This window comes from Kitasatospora sp. NPDC047058, assembly GCF_040643935.1.
In the GTDB taxonomy this organism is placed as follows: domain Bacteria; phylum Actinomycetota; class Actinomycetes; order Streptomycetales; family Streptomycetaceae; genus Kitasatospora.
Genome location: NZ_JBEYVJ010000013.1, coordinates 25213 through 45673, shown reverse-complemented (window position 1 = coordinate 45673; position 20461 = coordinate 25213). Strand labels below are relative to the sequence as shown.

Below are 20461 nucleotides of genomic sequence, written 5' to 3'. Positions count from 1 at the left end.
TCCGGCCGGCCTTTCCGGCCGGCTGTCCGCGCGCCGATCGGACGCTGCACCCGGCGCATCAGTAGGCCCCCTGACCCTGGATCACCGCGCGCAGCGTCTTCCACAAAATCACCGTGTCGAGGGCGAGCGACCAGTCCTCGACGTACCGCAGGTCGAGCCGGACCGCCTCCTCCCACGGCAGGTCGCTCCGCCCGCTGATCTGCCACAGGCCGGTGAGCCCGGGCTTGACGAGCAGCCGCCGCCGGATGTCCGGGCCGTACGCGGCGGACTCCTCCGGAAGCGGAGGCCGCGGACCGACGAGCGACATCGAGCCGGCGAGCACGTTGAGCAGCTGCGGGAGCTCGTCGAGCGAGTACCGCCGCAGCACTCCGCCGACCCGGGTCACCCGCGGATCCCGGCGGAGCTTGAAGAGCAGGCCGGCGCCCTCGTTGCGGTCGGCCAGCTCGGCCCGGGCCTGGTCGGCACCCACGACCATGGTCCGGAACTTCACCAGGGTGAACTCGCGGCCGTCCTTGCCGACCCTGGGCTGCCGGTAGAACGCCCCGCCCCGGCTGTCCACCAGCACGAGCAGCCCGACCAGCACCATCAGCGGCGCGAACAGGACCAGCAGGACCGCGGCACCCAGCCGGTCGAAGACCTCCTTGACCACCCGCGGGCCGCCGGTGAAGGCGGGCATGCTGACCCGCAGCATCGGGATCCCGAGCACCGCGTCGACGTGCAGCCGCGGGCCGGCCACCTCCATCAGCACGGGGGCCACGACCATCTCGGCGTCGCCGCCCTCGAGGTTCCACGCCAGCCGCTGCAGCCGGTCCGGTGACCAGTGCGGGTCGGGCGTGACCGCGACGACGCGGTAGCCGTCGCGGCGGACGTGGTTGGCGACGTCCGTCAGCCGGCCGACGATCGGCACCCCGTCCAGCCGGTCCTGGTTGCGCCCGAGGCTGTACGGCGTGCACACCGCCTCCACCCGCCAGCCGAGGTGCGGGAACTTGCGGGTCCGGGCGATCAGGTCACGCACGGTGGCCGGGCTTCCGGCGGCGAGCACCGGGCGCAGGCACCGTCCTGCGTTCCGCTGTTTGTGCAGCCAGAGGCGCAGCAGGTACCGCTCGGTCATGGTGACCAGCGTGATCGCCGGGATCGCGACGAAGATCCAGAGCTTGATGTTGTGCGAGGTGAGGGCGATCCCGCCGAGCGCGAGCACGACGGCCGCCGTGAACAGTGCGCGGCCGAGCCGGCGGAATTCCTCGGCGCCCTGGCCGAGTACGGCCGGAGCCCACGACCGGGTCATCGCCAGCGCCCCCAGCACCAGCAGCTCGGTGCAGAAGGCGAGAATTCCCCATTTCTCGTGCCAGTTGGCCGCGTCCCTAACGCCGAAGAAGCGGCCAATCGCGCCCACCACGAACGCGGTGGCCGCGGTATCGCTGATGATGACGGTACGGCGGTACTGCTGCTCCCAGTCGAGCGCGGGCCGGCCGATTTTCCCGTTGGCCGGACGCCCCCGCGCCGGTTGAAACGGGATGGCCAATTCTCCTTCCCCCTGCTTGACAGCCCCGTCCAGGTCGGCAGTGGGTTCGACGTGCTCGCTCCACACGGTTCCTCCCCCCGGGGAGGCCTGCGCCTCCCGCACTGTTCCTCCCCCCGGGAGGCCCCGCCTCCCGTGCCGCGCTGTTCCTACCTCCGGGAGGCCCCTCCTCCCGCGAATGGCGAACGGCTATTGCAGTGCTACGTGAAACATCCCACCGGGGCGGGTGCGTGGATAAACCGTCGACGGCTGCTCTCCGCACGCAAAGCCCTCTCGGGTACCTGCCGCCGGGGACATGACTACTGACCGTCCGCAGTGGCTGACCTGTAGATCGCTATCTGTCACCTCGCATCCAGTCGTACGAAGTGAAAATCAATCTAGAGCATCGGGGCCGCCCGAAGAGGGCGATGTGTGAAATGCGTGGTCGAGATTTGAAGCTTGATCAACCGGGCGGTGACGGAACGGGTTTATCGGGAATGGAGTTATGTATTGTGACGCGTGTTGCAGGAGTTGTCCGGGCGGCCGGCGCCGGAAATCCCGGGGCGACCCCGGCCGCCGTCCGGGCCGGACCGGCGAGACGGGTCGTGTCACCGCACGACGGCGGGGGAGAGGGCGGCGGCGGCGAGCAGGGCCGGGGTGCCGGTACCGTCGGCGGGGACGGTCCACAGGTCGCTGCCGTCGTCGCCGGGGAGTGCGTACGCGAGGGTGCGGTCGTCCAGCCAGAGGGCCTGGTCGTCGATGGTGCGCTCCTCGGTGGTCGCCGTCTCGGCCATGGTGGCCAGGTCGAGGACGTAGAGCCGCCAGGGGGCGTCGTCGCTCAGGCCGGGGACGCGCTTCTTGTAGGCGATGTGGCGGCCGTCGGGGGACAGGGACGGGCACTCGACGTTGTCGTGCAGGGTGGTGAGGGTGTGCCGGCCGGTGTCGCCGGCGACCAGGTGGGTCTGCCCGCCGGTGGCGAGGGTGGCGTAGAAGTGCTCGTCGTCGGCGAAGGTGACGCCCCAGATGTTGGTGTCGGCGGCGCGGTAGGGCTTCCCGTCGAGGGTGACGGCGTACGTCTCCAGGTCGTCCTGGAGGGTCCAGGTGCGGGTGTCCAGGATCGTGGTGCGGGTGGAGAAGTCGGTGCCGGCGTAGGAGTCGCCGCCGACGAAGACCGTCCAGGCGACGAGGTGTCCCGAGGGCGACACCCGTGCCCGGGTGGGGATGCCGGCGAGGTCGTACCCGCGCCGCTCGTGCAGGTCGGCGTCGAGGACGACCGCGCGGTAGGTGTCCTCCAGCAGACCGTGCACGGCCTGGAGGCAGATCCCGGTGCCGGCGGCGGCGTGGAAGCGCAGGCAGGCCGGCACCGCCACCGTCCGGGTCGTCCGGGGACCGGCGAGCGGGACCGCGGCGAGGTGGTCGCGCCGGGGGCCCCAGGTCATGGAGCGGAACACCAGCTGCGCTCCGTCGGCGTGCGGTCCCAGGGTGACGACGCCCGCCCTGGCCGGCGGACCGTCGTCCGCCCGGTCGCCGCCCCGGCTCGCGTCGCCGGCGCGCAGGACGGTCCAGGCGCCCGCCGCCACGAGGACGGCGGCTGCGGCGAACAGGACGAGGAGGCGGCGGCCGAAGGTCATACGGGGTCCTCTTCCAGGGGTGCTTCGACGGGCGGGCGGAGCGGCAGGGCGGAACGGCAGGAGGGAACGGCAGGGGGAACGGTAGGAGAAGCGGGCGGGCACCGCGGCCGGTCAGCCGCCCGCCGCCCGCCCGCCGCCGTCGGTGAGCCGGCCCAGCAGGCGGGCGGCGATCGTGACGGCGACGGTGAGGGCCACGGTCATGGCGGCCAGGGCGGCGGTGTCGCCCCAGCGGCTCCAGAGCGCGCCGACCGCGAGCGAGCAGGCGAAGCGTCCGGCGGCCTGGCCGGTGCCGACCAGGGCGAGGCCCGCGCCGCGCCGCTGCTCGGGCACGGCACCCGCCGTGGCGGCGGCGAGGACGCCGTCGGTCGCGGCGTAGAAGAGCCCGTGCAGGGCGAGAACCGCGGCGGCGAGCACCGCACCGCCACCGGGCATCGCGCCGCCACCGGGCCGTGCGAGCAGCAGGCCGTAGCCGGTCAGCAGTGCGGCATGGCCCAGCACGAACACGCGCCGGCGCCCGATCCGGTCGGCGAGCGCGCCGGACGGGACGGCGAGCAGCAGGTAGACGGCGGCGGTGCCCAGCGGCAGCAGCGGGAACCAGGCCGCCGGGAGACCGAGCCGCCGCTGCAGCAGCAGGTAGACGAAGGAGTCGCTGACCGTGGCGAGCCCCAGCAGGGCGGCGCACGCCGTGATCCGGCGCAGGGCCGGCAGGTGCAGCAGCTCGCGCAGGCGCAGCCGCGCCGTGGGGGCGGGTGTGGAGCGCAGGCTGCGGCCGGGGACGAGGAGGACCAGGACGAGCACGCCCAGTGCCGCGACGTACGAGCTGACGGTGAAGACGGCGTGGAAGCCGCCGGGGGCTGCGCGCAGGATGAGGAACGCGAGCAGGGGCCCGGCCAGCGCGCCGACGGTGTCCATCGCCCGGTGCACGCCGAAGGCGCGGCCGCGCCGCTCGGGCGGGGTGGCGAGGGAGATCATGGCGTCACGGGGTGCGGTCCGCAGCCCCTTGCCCACCCGGTCGGCGGCGAGGACGAGGCCGATCAGCGGCGTGGTGCGGACCAGGAGGAGCGCGGGCCGGCAGAGCGCGGAGAGGCCGTAGCCGGCGCCGGCCACGGCCTTGTGGCGTCCGCCGCCGTGGTCGCCGAGGAAGCCGCCGAGCAGCCGCAGGACGGCGGAGGCGCCGTTGAAGACGCCGTCCAGCACGCCGAAGCCGAGCGGGGAGACACCGAGCGCGGTGACGAGGTAGAGCGGCAGGACGGCGGTGACCATCTCGGAGGAGACGTCGGTGATCAGGCTGACCGTGCCGAGGGCGAGGACGGTGGGGGCGATCCGCGCGGACCGCCCCGGCCCGGGGGCCGGGGCGGCGGCGGACGCCGCGGAACGTCGGCTGTCCGCGAGGTACAAGGTCAGCTCCAGACGCCGGCGATGTCGTGGGCGTTGGCCGCCTTGCCGGCGTGCGTGCCGAGCCCGGCCAGGTCCTCCAGGGTGCGGAGCATGTCGTAGTGGTTGTATTTGGTGGTCGGCGCGGAGCCGGCCTTGACGGGCTGTCCGTACAGCACGGTGGGGATCTGGTTGCCGCTGTGCTTGTCGTCCTCGTCGTAGGTGATGACGAGCAGGCTGTTGTGGGTCCTGGCCCACTCGGCGTACGCGCCGAGGTTGTTCTTGATCCAGCCGTCGCCGGTGCCCACGGAGCAGTCGTGCATGTCGGAGCAGAGGTTGGGGGTGACGAAGGAGACGGCGGGGAGCTTGCCGAAGTCCGTGGGGAACTGGTCGAAGGTGTGGCCGGTGGCGGTCGGCACGTTCTTGAACGCGAACCAGGGGTTGTGCTTCTGGGCGTACTTGCCGCTCTTGCAGGTGGTGGATCCCTCGCTCGGCAGCGACTCGTTGTAGCTGCCCCAGGTCCTGCCCGCCGCGATCAGCTCGGAGGCCAGGTTGGGGGCCGACATGGAGCCGACCTTGTAGCAGCCGTCGTCGGTGACGCCCTGGGTGCTGCCGGAGAAGACGGCGAAGTAGTTCGGCTGGCTGGGGTGGGTGATGCCGTAGGAGGCCTTGAGGACGGCGCCGCCCTTGGCGAGCGAGTTCAGGTACGGCGCGTCCTTGCTGCCGATGATCTGCTGGAAGGCGTGGTTCTCCATCATGACCACGACGACGTGGTCCGGCTTCGGCACGGTCGCCGCGGCGGAGGCGGAGCCGATCCCCGCCGTGGCGGTGGCGGCGCCCGCCGCCAGGGCGGTCGGCAGGGCGACGGCGAGCAGGATCTTCTTCCGGGAGCGGCGGTGACGGCCGGGGGTACCGGTGGACATGGGTGTCTCCTGTGTCGGGGTGCGGGGAGGTGGTTCAGGACCCGGGCGGCGGCACTCGGCCGCCGGCCCGGACGGGGCTCGGTGAACCGGCCGGGACGCGCGGGCGCGGCCGGCCGGGGAGCTGGTCGGGAGCTGGTCGGGGGTTGGTCGGGGGTTGGTCGGGGGAGCCCGACCCCGGGGAGCGGTCGTCACCTGGTGGGGTTGTCGCCCAGGCCGCTGACGTAGAGGAGCCGGTTCGGGGTGTTCGTCCCGGCCTTGCCGATCTTGCCGGTGGTGGCGGCCTTGACCAGCGCGTCCTGGACCTGCGCGGGAGTGGCCTGGGGGTGGGCCGACAGGTAGAGCGCGGCGGCACCGGCGACGTGCGGCGCGGCCATCGAGGTGCCGGTCAGCTGGTGGCTGTCGTCGTCGCCGCCGTTCCAGGCCGAGGTGATGCCGGTGCCGGGCGCGAACAGGTCCGTGCAGGCGCCCCAGTTCGAGTCCGAGCGGCGCTGGTCGGCCGAGGTGGAGTTGTTCACGACGATGGCCTCGCCGATGTCGCCGGGCGAGTTCCTGCACGCGTCGGCACCGCCGTTGCCCGAGGAGACCACCCACGTGATGCCGGAGGCGATCGAGTTGCGGATCGCCTTGTCCTCCGCGGCACTGACGCCGCCGTTGATGCTCATGTTGACCACGGCCGGCCTGACGGCGTGCTTGGTGATCCAGTCGGCGGCCGAGACGATGGCGGACGTGGGGATGGAGTCGTTGCACGGGGTGACGCGGACGGAGACCAGCCGCACGCCCTTGGCCACCCCGTAGTCCTTGCCGCCGACGGTGCCCGCGACGTGGGTGCCGTGCCCCAGGCAGTCGGCGCCGTTGCGACCGTCACCGACCAGGTCCACCCCGATGCTCGCCCGCCCGCCGAACTGGCTGTGCGTGGTGCGCAGTCCGCTGTCGACCAGGTAGACCGTGACGTTGGCGGCGGTGTTCGGTGCGGTGTAGCCGTTGTCCAGCGGCAGGTTCCGCTGGTCGATGCGGTCCAGGCCCCAACTGGCCACCGAAGCCGCCTGGGCGGCCTGCGGCGCCGACCCCGAGTGCCGGATGCCGTCCTGCTCCACGGACTCGACCGCCGGGTCCGCGGCCACCGCCTTCGCCTCGGCCGGTGTCATCTCGGCGACGTAGCCGTGCAGCGCCGTGTCGAAGACCGTCCGGACGGAGCCGCCGTGGGCCTGCGCCAGCCGGGCCGCGACGTCCGCCACCGGCATCCGCCCGGCCTGCGCGGCGGCTCCTGGTGCGGGGGCTTCCTGGACGGGGGTTTCCTGGGCGGGGGAAGTGGGCGGCGCCGCACCGTCCTTGAACACCACCAGGTAGCGGCCGGCTATCGGCTCTGCGGCGGTCCGCGCGTCGTCGGTGGCGTGCTGGGCCGCGTTCGCCGGGCTGATGACCACCGCGGCCGCTGCGGCGGCGACGGCGGTGGCCACGGCGACCACGGTCGTCGGCTTCGTCCTACGGGCACGGCGACGTGTGCGGTACAGGGACAAGGGAACTCCTCGAGGAGCGCGGCGGGGTTCGCCGCTTCGGGACGGGGGTGGTGGGGCGCCCGACGTCGACGACGCGGAAGGCGCCGGTCGTCCGGGCGGACCGGCGGACCGGTGACGGCGGGCGTTCGTCCGGCCAGGCGGTACGCGGATGCGGCGGCGGACGTTCAGAGGTGAGGATGGCGCGGGCCCGCGTGGCCGGCCGCCTCCGAGGTCGTACCCGGCCGCTGTCCGGGCGGCATCCGACCGCTTTCTGCGCTGAACGGTGCTGCGGTGAAGCGGGTGTGTCGGAGCCTCAGCTCAGGAGGGCCGTTGTGGCCGGGGGGCTTGAAGGCGCGCTGTCGTGGCCGGCGCCGAACTCCCACGGCTTCCTGCCTCGCGGCGAGGCGGAGGAACGGGCGCCTGCCGGGGAGAGGGTGTCGGCGCCGGCGGTGACGCCTGTGCCGATGGCGAACTTCCTGAGCATGAACGTCTCCTGGGTGGGGTCAGGATCCGGGCGGAAGGGTGCGAGCCGTGTCGACCCGGCCGAGCCCGGCACGGGGGAGGGCTCACGGCCCGACGCGAGAACTCCGGTCCGGCGGGGGGAGCCGGTGCACCAGAAGTACCGTCAGAAAGGCTGTGGCAGGAGTCACTTGCCGCCACTGGCGCACTTTGGCCATGAAGGTCGCACACGAGCCGGTGGCTGCAGCCCGTCTGGAGGCGGGGTCGCTTCCGGCCCCGCCGCGAACGGCCGGCGACCGGATCAGATCCAGCCGTTGCGTGCCGCGTGCAGGGCCATCTGGAAGCGGGTGACCGATCCGGCACGGGAGTTGAGCTGTTCCAGGTGGCGCGAGAGGGTGCGGCGGCTGACGCCCAGCAGCTCGGCGATGGTGTCGTCGGTGACCCCGGTGGCGAGCAGCTCGATGATGCGCCGGTGGATCGGGGTGAGAGCCGGCGGCACACGGCCGCTCAGGTGCATCGGCAACGCCGCCCGCCAGGACGCCTCGAACAACCCCGTGAGCGCGGACAGCAGGCTCGACGGACGGACCAGCAGCAGCGAGTCGTTGACCTCCGCCTCGACGAACGACATCGACACGATGGCCAGCCTGCCGTCGAAGATGGTGAGCTTCACCGGGACGGTGGGCAGGATCCGGGCCTGCTCCCCGGCGGCGATACAGGGTTTGATGTTGGCGGCGTAGTACGCGGCGTTCTGGACGGCCGACCGGGAGTACACGACGCGGTACTCCACACCCTGCCGGAGCTTCTCGATCTGCGTCGGGTTGGCCGTCCCGTGCGTGTGGTACGGCGGAGAGTCGAAGCGCAGCACCTCGCTCTCGGCGGCCGCCTCGATGGTCTCGATGCGCTCGACGATGGAGGCGCCGGTGACCACCTCGACCAGGTTCTCGGTCGGTTGGGGACTGACGGAGCGCCGGTAGCCGCCGTAGGCGTTGACGGCGGCCTGCTGGGCCTCTCTTAGCTCCGCGGCGCGGCTGTGCGCCAGGAACTCCAGCGCGATGGTGGGCTCCACCGGGACGTGCCGGCCGCCCTCGGCCTCCGAGACGGTGACCAGGCCGAGCCTGCGCAGCTGGGCGAGGTCCTGCTGCAGCGCCGGATCGCCGTCCGGGCCGCGGTCCCCGGGCGCTCCCCGGTCGCACCGCGGGCTCCCGGCCGGCCGCCCGCCGTCGTCGGACCGGGCGGCGAGCAGCGCGGTGTAGGCCTCCGCCTCACGGCGTGTCAGCCCCAGGCGGCACAGGTGCGTCGGCAGGTCCTCGGCGGTCATCGGCGTTTCTCCCGGTCAAGGTGGGCCGGCTCGGGCGTGCACCGGAAGCGGCACGGCCGCTCCGGCCCCGTCGCTGCCGGCTGCGTGCGGTGTGCCGGGCATCGTGGCACGTACCAACCGGTAGGTGTCGGGCGAGACCCCCCTGGACCAAGATCCACACCAGGCCCGACCGGGATCCGCACCATCCGGCCGGAGCCCCGGACCGGCAGGGCGGCCGGACGGAGGTCCGCAATCCCGGCCGGGTGCCCGTCCACGCCAGTGGCGGTCCGTCGCCACCACGCGGGTCCGGCGGGCGGTAGACCGATAGCCCCACCCCCGGCCGCCTCCCCCTGGAGCCCTCATTGATCAGCGTGTTCGACCTGTTCCGCGTCGGCATCGGACCGTCAAGCTCCCACACGGTGGCGCCGATGCGCGCCGCCCACCACTTCGTCGGGGGGCTGGAGCGGGAGGGCGTGCTGGCCGAGGTCGCCACCATCGACGTCGAACTGTACGGCTCGCTGGCCGCCACCGGGGTCGGTCACGGCACCGACAAGGCCGTCCTGCTCGGACTCGCCGGCGAACGGCCGGAGACGGTCGACGTCACCACCGCCGACGAGCGCTTCCGCCGGATCACGGCCGAGCGCCGGGTCCGGCTGTGTGGGTCGCAGGCCGTCGAGTTCGCTCTCGTCCTCCACCACCGGTTCCTGCCGGACGCCCACCCCAACGCCCTGACGTTCACCGCCCTCGACCGGGACGACGTCGTTCTGGACAGCCGGACCTTCCACTCCATCGGCGGGGGCTTCCTGCTCCACGAGGCCCGTGACGCCCCGCACGAGGTGCCCCACCCCTTCACCGACGCCGAACAGCTCGTCAACCGGGCCGGAGAGGGCCGGATCAGCGACCTGATGCTGGCCAACGAGACCGCCCGGCGGCCCGAGAGCGAGGTCCGCGAACGGCTGCTGCGCCTGTGGGACGTCATGCGCGACTGCGTCGACCGCGGCTGTCGCACCGAGGGCACCCTGCCCGGCGGCCTGGACGTCCCCCGTCGCGCCCCGGCGCTCCACCGCCGCCTCCGCCGGCACGGCGGTCCCGGCGACCCGCTGCACGCCATGGACTGGGTCGCGCTCCACGCGCTGGCGGTCAACGAGGAGAACGCCGCCGGCGGCCGGGTCGTGACCGCGCCCACCAACGGCGCCGCGGGCGTCCTCCCCGCCGTCCTGCACTACTACCACCGGTTCGTCCCCGGCGCCGACGACGACGGCACCGTGCGCTTCCTGCTCACCGCCGCCGCCATCGGCATCATCGTCAAGCGCAACGCCTCCGTCTCCGGCGCCGAGGTCGGCTGCCAGGGAGAGGTCGGCACCGCCGCCGCCATGGCCGCCGCCGGCCTGGCCGAACTCCTGGGCGGTACCCCCGGCCAGGTGGAGAACGCCGCGGAGATCGCCCTGGAACACCACCTCGGCCTGACCTGCGACCCCGTCGCCGGACTCGTCCAGATCCCCTGCATCGAACGCAACGCCATCGGCAGCCTCAAGGCCATCGCCGCGGCCCGCCTCGCCCTCAACGGCGACGGGCGGCACCTCGTCCCGCTCGACGCCGCCATCCGTGCCATGCGCGACACCGGGGCGGACATGAGCAGCAAGTACAAGGAGACCGCACTCGGCGGCCTCGCCGTCAACTTCCCCCAGTGCTGACCGGAGGGGCATCTCCGGTGCCGGGGCCCCGGTCACGTCCAACGGCCCAAGCGGGCGTGCGGCGGGAACGGAGGGCCGCCACGATCGGAGACGACGTGTGAAGCGTCGACCGGCCGGGTGAGGAGGCTTCCGTTGAGCACCGTTGACAGGCCGGGTGGTGGCGCCGGCCGGGCCGGAGGCGGCAGGGTCTGTGGCGGGTCCGGATCGCCAACGGCGCCGGCCGGTCCCGGGAGGCGCCCGGTCATCGCCGACAGCCGGATCCTGGCGGCGGGCGCCGAAGTGATCAAGGTGTACTGCCCGGACAGGCCGGCGGGCTACCGGGAACGGTTCGACGCGCTCAAGACCGCGGACCGCGTCGATGACTGAGCCGACCGCCGCCCCGCACGCGGCCGACGACCTCGCCGCCCGGGTCGCCGCACTGATGCCCCGGGCCATGGCCGACCTCGCCGAACTGGTGGCGATGCCGTCCGTCGCCGACGCCCGCCAGTTCCCGCCCGAGCACTGCCGGCGCACGGCCGACTGGGTCGCCGCCGCCTTCGCCGAGGCCGGGCTGCAGGACGTCCGCCTGGTGGAGACCCCGGACGGCAGCCACGCCGTCCTCGGCCACCGTCCGCCCCCGCCCGGCGCCCCCACCGTCCTGCTCTACAGCCACTACGACGTCCAGCCCCCGCTGGACGACGCCGCCTGGCACTCCCCGCCGTTCGAGCTCACCGAGCGCGACGGCCGCTGGTACGGGCGCGGCGCCGCGGACTGCAAGGGCAACATCGTCCTGCACCTCACCGCCCTGCGGGCGCTCGGCGACGACGTTCCGGTGGGCATCAAGCTGGTCGTCGAGGGATCGGAGGAGCAGGGCACCGGCGGACTGGAGGCCTACGTCCCCGGCCACGCCGACGAGTTGCACGCGGACGCCCTGCTGATCTGCGACACCGGCAACGCCGCCGTGGGCACCCCGACGGCGACGACGGTGCTGCGCGGCCTGGCCGACGTCGTGGTCACCGTCTCCACCCTGGCCGGGGACGTGCACTCCGGCATGTTCGGCGGCCCGGCCCCCGACGCGCTCGCCGCGCTCATCCGCCTGCTCGACTCGCTGCGCGACGCCGACGGCGGCACCCGCGTCCGCGGCCTGGACGGCGGCGGCACCTGGCCGGGCGTCGGCTACGACGAGCAGCGGTTCCGCGCGGACGCCGGGGTGCTGGACGGCGTCGCACTGCTCGGCTCCGGCAGTGTCGCCGACCGGCTGTGGGCACGCCCGGCGGTCACCGTGCTCGGTATCGACTGCCCGCCCGTGGTCGGCTCGGCCGGCGCCGTCCCCGCCCGGGCCAGGGCCCGGGTGAGCCTGCGAGTACCGCCCGGGACGGACGCCGGCGCGGCCGCCGACGCCCTCACGGCCCACCTCAAGGCCGCGGCCCCCTGGGGCGCGCACGTCGAGGTCGAACGGGAGGGCACCGGATCGCCGTTCCGCGCGGCGACCGACGGGCCGGCCTACGCCGCGCTCGACCGCGCCATGCGCGAGGCGTACGGCAAGCCGGTCTCCTACCTGGGCCAGGGCGGTTCGATCCCGCTGTGCAACGTCCTCGCCTCGGCCTTCCCCGACGCCGAGCTGATCCTGATGGGCGTGGAGGAGCCGCGCTGCCTCATCCACGCCCCCAACGAGAGCGTCGACCCGGCCGAGATCGAGAAGATGGCCCTGGTCGAGGCGCTGTTCCTGCGTCACTACCCCCGAGCCGCCGGCCGCTGATCCCTCGTCGCCCCTCCGAACCGGGGGTGCAGCGGCGGCCGACGCCTGACCAGCACCCGTGTGGAGGAGTCGCCGTGATCGACCGGTTGCGTGACCTGCCGGCAGGGGTCATCGGATTCGAGGCCGGCGGAAGGATCTCGGCGGAGGACTGCCGAGTGGGTACGCGCCTGACCGGGGCGCCGCCGGGCCGCCATGGCGGCCGGCTCGGCCGGGGCGGAACGAGCTCGCGAAGGTGTTCCTGAGGCCGGCGTCGAGCTCGCGGAGGCGGAGTCGGGTGGATCACGGCCCGCTTCGCGGCGGCGCACGGGCACCTGCGGAAGACGGGCCGGCGGGCTTCCGGCCGGCTGTCGTACGGGGACCGGATCGTCAACCGCGTCAGGGGCGGGCGCACTCCGGAGCCGCGGTGGTGCGGCCGTGGCCGGTGTTCGATGAGCGGGGAGACGCTGCTCCCGGGTCAGCGACCCGCCGGCCGGCCGGTGGCCAGGGCGTCACGCCGCGGGTGACGCCCTGCCGGGGCGGTGCTCATCCGCCGAGGCGGGCGAGGAGCAGGCGGGCCCGCCGGGTCTTGGCCTCGGCGCGGTTCTTCAGGTACAGCGCGTGGGCGAGGCGGTGCTGCTCGGCCTCCCGCATCCGCTCGTCGATGATGGCGCGCGCGGTGTCGAGGTGGTAGTTCATGACGGTCGTTCCCCCTGTCGGCGGGTGGCCTGCCGATGGCTTCCGCATCAGCCCCAAGGCCCCCTTATGCCTAGGATTCTACACCAATTTTTGGGAAACTGCCGCCAATTCATAGCCTGATTGGGTTGTTGTCCTGGTGTTTGAAGGCTTGTCGGTTGGTGAGCAAGAGGTGTGCCGGGTGTGGCCGCCTGCTGTCCGGCGCCGGTCCGCCTGGTTGCCGGCTCAGGCCTGGCCCTCGTGGCCGGTCGGGAGGGGTTGCTGTTGCTCGGGGGCGGGCTCGGCCTGCACGCCCGGGCGGAGGCCGACGATCGCCACCACCGCGGCCACGGCCATGATGCCCGCCATCCAGTAGAAGACCGTCTGGGTGGCGTGCGCGAAGTCGACCCGGAAGAACTGCGGGATGTCCGCGGTGCCTCCGCTCCCTCCGCTCTGCGCCTGGACCTGGGAGAGGTGGGCGGCCGTGGCGGACGCCTGGTCGGGCGGCACGCCCTGGGCCACCAGGGAGTCGGTCAGCCGGGAGCGCAGGTCGGTGACCAAGACGGTGCCCAGCACGGCCAGTCCCAGGCTCGCGGCGTAGTTGCGAACCGTCTGCGTGATGCCGGTCGCCTCGCCGTAGGACAGCCGCGAGGCGCGGTTGACCGCGTCCGTGCTCGCGGGCGAGAGCATGAAACCCATGCCTGCGCCGGCCAGCACGATGTCCCACTGCTGCTCGCTGAAGCTCAGCGAGGTCACGTCGCCCGCCCACAGGTAGAACCCGACCGTGGCCAGCACGCACCCGAGCACCACCGGCCGCTTCGCGCCGCCCCGGTCGAGCATCCGGCCGCCGATCTGCGAGGCGATCACGAACCCGATGAAGAAGTAGAGCAGGAAGACACCGGCCTCCGAGGAGGAGTCGCCCAGCGCGATCTGCGCGTACTCGCTGGAGAAGAAGAACACCGGGACGAAGACCAGCATCGAGACGCCGAGCACGAGGTTCTGCACGGAGAACGCGCGGATGCGGAAGATGTCCACCTGGATCAGCGGCGAGGCGGTGCGTTTCTCGACGAGCACGAAGACGACCAGCAGCGCGGCGCCGGCCGCGATGCAGAGCCCGATCGCCGGGTTCGACCAGCCCCAGACCTGCGACTGCTGGAACCCGAAGACACTGAGCCCGACACCGCCGGCGATCAGGACCAGGCCCCGGTAGTCCATGGGCGCCGGACGGATCTCCGTGACCGGCTTGGAGAGCGCGACCAGCACCAGTGCGACGGCGGCCACCGGCAGGTTCACCCAGAAGATGGCCCGCCAGGTCCATTCGGTCAGGTAGCCGCCGAGGACCGGGCCGATCGCGGTCAGACCGCCCGCGATGCCGAAGAACAGGGCCAGCGCCCGCCCCCGCTCGCGCAGCGCGAAGCTCTGCACCACGATGGCGAGGGCCGCCGGGAACATGATCGCGCCGCCGAAGCCCTGGACGGCGCGGAAGGTGATCAGCCACGCCTCGGCCAGGCTCCCGGTGGGGGTGAGGCCGCAACAGGCCGAGGCGCCCGCGAAGACCAGCACCCCGAGGACCACCATCCTGCGGTGACCGACCGTGTCGGCGAGCCGGCCGCCGAACGCGAAGAACGCCGCCAGGGTGAGCAGGTAGGCGTTGACCGCCCACTGCACCCCGGTGCTGGTGAGCTTCAGCTCGTGCTGGATGTTCGGTACGGCGATCGACACGATGGTCTGGTCGATGAAGGTCATCGCAACGGCGAAGATCATCGCCGCCAGCACCAGGTAACGCGAGGATCCGCCGGCGGGAGCAGTCTGCATCGCCATCCCTTCGGGGTGCGTCCGCGCGTGCACTGCCGGCGGACCACCTGGGGGGACGGGCCCGTTCGTGGCGGAACGGGCCCGGATTCCTGCCGTTGGCTCGGCGGCTCCCATGCTAGCGAGGGGCCCCGGGCCGCGCCCGGCGTAGCTGCGCCCGGCGTAGCCGCGTCCGGAGCGACGGCGCAGGTTGTCGGACCCACCGCTTAGGCTGGGCGCAGCTCGATGATCAAGGGGGCAGGACTGTGCGGATCGAACGTCACCAGGTGGACGGGGCGAGGGTGGAGAAGGCCCGGGAGGACTTCGTCAACCGGATCGGGAGGCAGGTCCACTCCTACTCCCGCGCCGGTCTGATGACCACCATGGAGTGGCAGCTGATCGCCGACTCCTTCCTCGACTACCTCGGCGCGCTCTCCACCTCCCGCCCCGACCTGCACTTCCCCGAGGCCAAGGCCGTCCTCAAGGACGCCACCGAGGCGGCCTGCGGCGCCGTCTCCTTCGCCGCCTACTACCCGCACGACGGCTTCAGCGTCTTCCTCGACTACCCGAACTTCGGGATGAGCTACCACCGCGAGGACGGCCTCGAACGTGACCCCTTCCACCGGGTGACGCCTCGGGAGTGGCTCGACGCCTTCTGCCTCGCGATCGTCGCCGACAAGGTCTCCCCCCACGGCGAGGCCTTCTGCTGGGCCCGGCAGCTGATGCCCGACGAGCCGGTCACCCCCGCCCTCGAACTCGTCGACGGGTTCGTGGCCCACTTCTTCGAGGAGGAGGGCCCCGCTGCCGCCTCCGCCTCCGCCGGCGAGCCGCAGCCCGGCCTGCGCGCGCTGCGCGCCCTCACCGACGCGGACCGCGAGGCCTTCGACGCCGCGCTGCTCGCGCTCCTCCAGGAGGGCCCGCACGGCACCGGGCCCGCCGGCCTCCTGCCGCTCGTCCCGATCGCCCTCGCCGCCCTCGCCTACCGTACGCACGGCTGGGCCCCGGCGGTGGAGACCGACTACCTCCCCCACGCCCTGGTCACCGGTTTCGAGACGCCGGGGCCGCGCGTCGCCGGCCTCGGCCGTGGCCGGCGGCCCGACGCCGTGGCCCGGCTCGCCGCCGGTCCCGTCGACCTCGAGCGGCCGGTCCTCGACCGCCGGCTCAGCCCGGACAGCGAGGCGCGGTTCGAGCGGCGCACCCGGGAGGCCATCACGCCGAAGGAGGGCGAGCCGCTGGACGCTCGGGAGCTCTCGGGCGCCCTGCGCTACCAGACCTGGCTCCTCATGGGCCACGCTGCGCAGTCCGCCGACGCGACCGACGCCATGCTCGCGCACCTGCGGCTCGGCTCCCAGCTCGGGGCCGCCGCCTTCCGGGCCGCCCTCGCCGAACCGGGTACCGAGGCCGAAGTGTCGATCGACGGCCGGGTGTTGCGCTTCCCGGCCTGCCGGGACAGGGACTTCGGCCCGGTCTTCTGGCAGACGGCCCTGTCCTACGCCCTGATCACGAACAGCTCCGAGGCCCTGGAACCGCTCCTCCTGGCCGGCCCGACGATCGCCGCCGGGGACCGCTCCCCGTTCGCCGCCTACCGCACCGCCCTGCACGACCACCTCCGCGGCGCCGACCCGCTCCCGGCCACCGAACGCGCCCTCAAGGAGGCGGAGCGCACCGGGGACCAGAGCGGCTTCCTCCCGCCCCCGGTCGTCCTGTTCTCCCAGCTCGTCGAGGGTGACGAGACCAGCTTCAACCTCGCCCTGCTGGATGCCCTGGAAGCCCACCGGGACCACCACTCCGTCGCCGACCGCGCCGACGATCCCGGCGCCGCGCTCAGCCTGGACGTCCTCGCCCTCGCCTGCCACGCCCACCACAGCCGGGGCTGGTCCGTCCGGGTCCGGTCGCCCTACCTCCCGCCGCGCCTGCTCGCGCCGGCCGCGTCCGCCTGACGCACGGTCCGCACCCGGTCCGGCACAGGCACGCCACACCGGACCGGGCACGGACCCGGCAGCGGCAGCCCCGCACGGCCGCCGGCCGCGCAGGGCTGGACACCGCCTCGGACGGTCAACCCGCCAGCGGGAATTCGCACCAGACGTTCTTGCCGCTGCCGAGCGGTTCCACGCCCCAGCTCCCGGTGAGGGCGTCCACCAGCAGCAGACCGCGGCCGGAGGTGGCGGTCTCGCCGGGGGACCGGCGGCGCGGCAGGACGCTGGAGCGGTCCCGGATCTCCAGGCGGATGCACGGGGCGGCCCCGGCCCGCAGTTCCAGGGTGAGCAGTGCGCCCCCGTCGGTGTGGACCAGGGCGTTGGTGATCAGTTCGTCCGCAGTGAGTTCGACGTCCGGCATGAGGTCGGTCGCACCCCACGCGGCCAGGGCCTGGCGGAGCATGGCCCGGGTCTCCGCCAGCCCTTCCGGATCGGCCTGGTGGACGTGCTGGGTCATCTGCCGGGTGGCCTGGGCGCCGGGTACGGCTGCGCGGTGCAGCAGCAGGAGCGCGACGTCGTCGCTGCTGCCGAGGCGGCTCGGATGGCCGCCGCACAGGTGGTCGGCGAGCGCCTCGGTGTCCCGGGGGCCGTCGCGCAGGGCGGCGACGAGGGCTTCGATGCCGTCCGAGATGTCCCGGCCGGGGTGTTCGACCAATCCGTCGGTGCACAGGAGCAGGGTGTCCGCAGGGTTGAGGTCGAGACGGGTCTCGGGGTAGCCGTCCTGGCCGAACACCGTGGCCACGCCGAGCGGCAGGCCACCGCGGACGCCGGCCCAGCCGGTGAGGCCGCTGCTGTGCCGCACGAGTGGCTCGAGGTGGCCGGCCCGCACCAGGCGCAGGGTTCCGGTCTCCAGGTCGGCGTCGACGTAGATACAGGTCGCGGACCGCTCGGTGTCGAGGTCGGCGAGGAACCTGGACGCGCGGGCCATGACCGTGGCAGGGGTGTGTCCCTCGGTGGCGTAGGCCCGCAGAGCGATCCTCAACTGGCCCATGATGGCGGCCGCGTGGCTGTCGTGGCCCTCCACGTCGCCGACCACGAGACCGACCCGCCGGCCCGGCAGGGGGATGACGTCGTACCAGTCCCCGCCCACCTCGCGTCCGCTGCGGCCGGCCCGGTAGCGGACGGCCACCTCGCCGCCGTTGATCTCGGGGATGCGGCGGGGCAGCATGGTGGTCTGGAGCGTGGTCGCGAACTCCCGCTCCTGGTCGAAGAGCATGGCGCGTTGCAGGGACTGGGCGACCGCGCTGCTGAGCGCGATGCAGATGTTGCGGTCCTCGGTGCTGAAGTGGTGCCGGTCCCGGTAGAACAGGCCCAGGGCGCCGATGGAGCGGGCCTGGGCGGCCAGGGGCAGGAAGGCCGCCGCCTCGATCCCCATCTCCTCGGCATAGGGCAGCAGGCGGGGATAGCGGGTGGTCAGTTCCTCCCTGGTGCCGAGGAATCGCGCGCGTCGGGTGAGCACGGCCTCGGACAGCGGGAGGCCGTCCCCCAGGTGGGTCAGTGACAGGTCGTCCCGGGCCCTGAGCTCGGCCGACGGTTGCTCGGTCGCGGCGACGAGGCGCATGACGTCCCCGTCCACCAGTCCGAGGGCCAGCCCGTCCGCCCCGAAGCGTCGCAGCCCTTCGCTGTCGGTCAGCACGTTGGTCACGTCGCCGACGGTGATGGCGCGGGCGAGGGCTTCGGTGGTGGCGCGCACGGAGTCCGTCTGGCGGCGCCGGTCGGCGGCGAGCGTGCGCATCCCCTCGGCGTGGGCCAGCTCCTCCTCGGCGTTGCGGACGATGCCGACGATGCGGTAGGGGCGCGCCTGCGGGTCGCGCAGGATGCGCCCCTGCGTGTGGGCCCAGCGCAGGGTTCCGTCGCGGCAGATCAGGCGGAAGTAGGACGCGAAGGTCAGGTGTCCCTCCCGCAGCGCGAGCGACACGGCCTCGTCGAGCCGCTCGCTGTCCGTGGGCACCACCCTCGCGGAGAGTGACGCGGGCTCTCCGTCGAACTCGTCGGCCCGCAGGTCGAACACGTCCAGGCCCACGTCGTCGAGGTGGTAGGTGCCCTTGTCGAGGTCCCAGTCGAAGCTGCCCATGCCGTTGAGCGCCAGCCGGTCGTTGGCCGCGGTCGGCTCGGTGTCGTCCCGGGGAGCCGACGACGAGGGGGCGCGGTCGGACACGGGGCGGGTGATCTCGGGGTGGTGGCCGCCCGGAGACCTGGACGTGTTCGCCATGGCAGGGCTCCCGTCCGATCGATGGCCCGCTGCCGGATCATCTGCGACCGGCTCGCCCCCGCCGCTGCGGTCCCGGAGAGTGCCGTACACGCGACTGCGGGACGCGGCGGGTGCTCCGTCGCCCGCGCCGGGTCCGTTCCCGGAACGCCTGGTCAGTCTATCCACGGGGCGACGGCTCGGCATGGACGCGTGAGCCGTGGGGCAGGCCCGGGCGGGCGGCGGGAGTCCTGTCAGGCCGACCCGGCGCCCGCCCGGCCGGTGTGGGCGAGGAGGTGCTCGACCCTGTCGGCGACGATCTCCGGCTGCTCGGCCATGATGAAGTGACCGGAGTCGACCGTTTCGAACCGGCCGTCCGGGAGGGACTCGGCCCAGCGCCGCTGGTGCGCGGCCAGGTCGGCGTGGTGCCGTGCCCGGCCCGGCTGGGGACGGGAGGCCGAGAGCAGGATCGTCCGGCAGGCCGGCGGGGCCGGCGGGTCGGCGCGGAAGACAGGGATGGCCGCGGCCACGGCCTTGATCTCCTTCCGCGTCTGTGCGGTCCCGGACGGGACGAAGTCCTCGGCGAGCATGGCCTCGTAGGTGTCCGCCGGGAACAGCCGCCGGATGTTCCCGCTGGCCAGGCGGGCCAGGCGGCGGGAGCGGAACAGCGCCTGGGTCACGGCCAGCGAACGGTCGACCTTCGCGGCGGTCCGGTCGAAGGTGTCGTAGACGGGCGCGCCTTCCGCTGCCGGATCGAGCAGCAGCAGCCCCTGCATCCGCCGGCCCAGGCCCTCCGCCGCACGGCGTGCGACCAGCCCGCCCATGCTGTGCGCGACGAGCACGAAGCGGTCGGGGACGACCGCCTCGACCAGCGCGACCAGGTCCGCGGCCAGGTCCTCGATGCTCAGCTGGGTCGCCGTCCGGCCGCTGCGGCCGAAGCCGGCGCGGTCGTAGGCGACCAGCCCGGCCCGGTCCGTGAGCCACGGCAGCACGGGATCCCAGCAGGTGCGCCCCATCCCCCCACCCGCCTCGAAGACCACCCGGTCCGCCCCGCTGCCGGTTTCCTCGACATGGACGGTCCGGCCGTTGACCCGCACCGCCCGCCCCGAAGCCTGACGCATGTCCCCCTCCAAGGTCATTGATTCCATTTTCGATAATAGTAACGAGTATGGAATCGTCAAGCCATGGACACCACCGACGTACTTCTCCACCCGGTGCGCCTGCGCGTGGTGCACGCGCTCTCCGGCGGCCGGGTGCTCACCACCGCGCAGCTGTGCGAGCGCATGCCCGAGGTGCCGAAGGTGACCATGTACCGGCACGTCGCCCTGCTGGCCGAGGCGGGCTTCCTGGAGGTGGCCGGGGAGCAGCGGGTGCGCGGCACTGTCGAGCGGCACTACCGGCTGCGCCAGGACCGCCCGGTCATCGATGCCGACGCCGCCGCGGCGATGACGCCGGAGGACCACCGCCGCGGCTTCGCCACCGCCATGGCCGTGCTGATCGCCGAGTTCAACGCCTACCTCGACCGTGACGGCGCCGACCCGGTGGCCGACGCGGTCTCCTACCGCCAGGGGACGCTCTGGCTCAGCCCGGACGAACTCGCCGACATGACAGCTGAGTTGCTCGCGGTCATGGGCCCCCGGCTGGCCAACCGGCCGGCCCCGGGCCGCGCACCCTACCTGCTCAGCCCCATCCGCTTCCCGGTCGGTCCGCCCATCACCGACGAGGAGCGGCCTTGACCTACCTCA

The 20461-nt window shown here is 73.4% G+C and carries 14 protein-coding genes; 4 read left to right on the top strand and 10 right to left on the bottom strand.

Annotation, left to right across the window (positions count from 1 at the left end; genetic code table 11):
• Positions 1-58: 58 nt before the first annotated feature.
• From ABZ885_RS03580 to ABZ885_RS03555, 6 genes are all read right to left on the bottom strand, one after another.
• Positions 59-1522, bottom strand: coding sequence for a sugar transferase (locus ABZ885_RS03580; protein ID WP_360182927.1), 1464 nt, complete (start codon positions 1520-1522; stop codon positions 59-61).
• Positions 1523-2106: 584 nt separating this feature from the next.
• Positions 2107-3129, bottom strand: coding sequence for a TolB-like translocation protein (locus tag ABZ885_RS03575; RefSeq protein ID WP_360182925.1), 1023 nt, complete (start codon positions 3127-3129; stop codon positions 2107-2109).
• Between the two features lie 111 nt (positions 3130-3240).
• On the bottom strand, positions 3241-4527 hold the full coding sequence (locus ABZ885_RS03570; RefSeq protein ID WP_360182923.1) for an MFS transporter: 1287 nt from the start codon (positions 4525-4527) through the stop codon (positions 3241-3243).
• 2 nt (positions 4528-4529) lie between these two features.
• Complete coding sequence (locus tag ABZ885_RS03565; RefSeq protein ID WP_360182922.1) at positions 4530-5426, bottom strand: alkaline phosphatase family protein; 897 nt, start codon at positions 5424-5426, stop codon at positions 4530-4532.
• A gap of 188 nt (positions 5427-5614) precedes the next feature.
• The gene (locus ABZ885_RS03560; protein ID WP_360182920.1) at positions 5615-6883 is read right to left on the bottom strand and encodes a S8 family peptidase; all 1269 of its coding nucleotides are present in this window, start codon (positions 6881-6883) and stop codon (positions 5615-5617) included.
• Positions 6884-7682: 799 nt separating this feature from the next.
• Positions 7683-8699 (bottom strand): helix-turn-helix domain-containing protein, encoded by a 1017-nt coding sequence (locus ABZ885_RS03555; RefSeq protein WP_360182918.1) that lies wholly within the window; start codon positions 8697-8699, stop codon positions 7683-7685.
• Positions 8700-9040: 341 nt separating this feature from the next.
• On the opposite strand from ABZ885_RS03555, the gene ABZ885_RS03550 reads away from it, so the two are divergent.
• Complete coding sequence (locus ABZ885_RS03550; protein WP_360182916.1) at positions 9041-10372, top strand: L-serine ammonia-lyase; 1332 nt, start codon at positions 9041-9043, stop codon at positions 10370-10372.
• A 358-nt stretch (positions 10373-10730) separates the two neighbouring features.
• Positions 10731-12110, top strand: coding sequence for a dipeptidase (locus ABZ885_RS03545; RefSeq protein ID WP_360182914.1), 1380 nt, complete (start codon positions 10731-10733; stop codon positions 12108-12110).
• Between the two features lie 522 nt (positions 12111-12632).
• On the opposite strand, the gene ABZ885_RS03540 is transcribed toward ABZ885_RS03545, so the two are convergent.
• Positions 12633-12785, bottom strand: a complete 153-nt coding sequence (locus ABZ885_RS03540; RefSeq protein WP_209413824.1) for a hypothetical protein — start codon at positions 12783-12785, stop codon at positions 12633-12635.
• Between the two features lie 222 nt (positions 12786-13007).
• Positions 13008-14576, bottom strand: a complete 1569-nt coding sequence (locus tag ABZ885_RS03535) for an MFS transporter (protein WP_360182912.1) — start codon at positions 14574-14576, stop codon at positions 13008-13010.
• Between the two features lie 242 nt (positions 14577-14818).
• Between ABZ885_RS03535 and ABZ885_RS03530 the strand changes: the two genes are divergently transcribed.
• Positions 14819-16492 (top strand): Imm49 family immunity protein, encoded by a 1674-nt coding sequence (locus ABZ885_RS03530; RefSeq protein WP_360182910.1) that lies wholly within the window; start codon positions 14819-14821, stop codon positions 16490-16492.
• Between the two features lie 115 nt (positions 16493-16607).
• Here ABZ885_RS03530 and ABZ885_RS03525 read toward each other — a convergent pair whose 3' ends face one another.
• Together ABZ885_RS03525 and ABZ885_RS03520 are read right to left on the bottom strand one after the other, a co-directional pair.
• Positions 16608-18740, bottom strand: coding sequence for a SpoIIE family protein phosphatase (locus tag ABZ885_RS03525; RefSeq protein ID WP_360182908.1), 2133 nt, complete (start codon positions 18738-18740; stop codon positions 16608-16610).
• A gap of 230 nt (positions 18741-18970) precedes the next feature.
• Entirely contained in the window at positions 18971-19837 is an 867-nt protein-coding gene (locus ABZ885_RS03520) for an alpha/beta hydrolase (RefSeq protein ID WP_360182906.1), read from the bottom strand.
• 63 nt (positions 19838-19900) lie between these two features.
• Between ABZ885_RS03520 and ABZ885_RS03515 the strand changes: the two genes are divergently transcribed.
• On the top strand, positions 19901-20452 hold the full coding sequence (locus ABZ885_RS03515) for a helix-turn-helix domain-containing protein (RefSeq protein WP_360182904.1): 552 nt from the start codon (positions 19901-19903) through the stop codon (positions 20450-20452).
• Positions 20453-20461 lie beyond the last annotated feature (9 nt).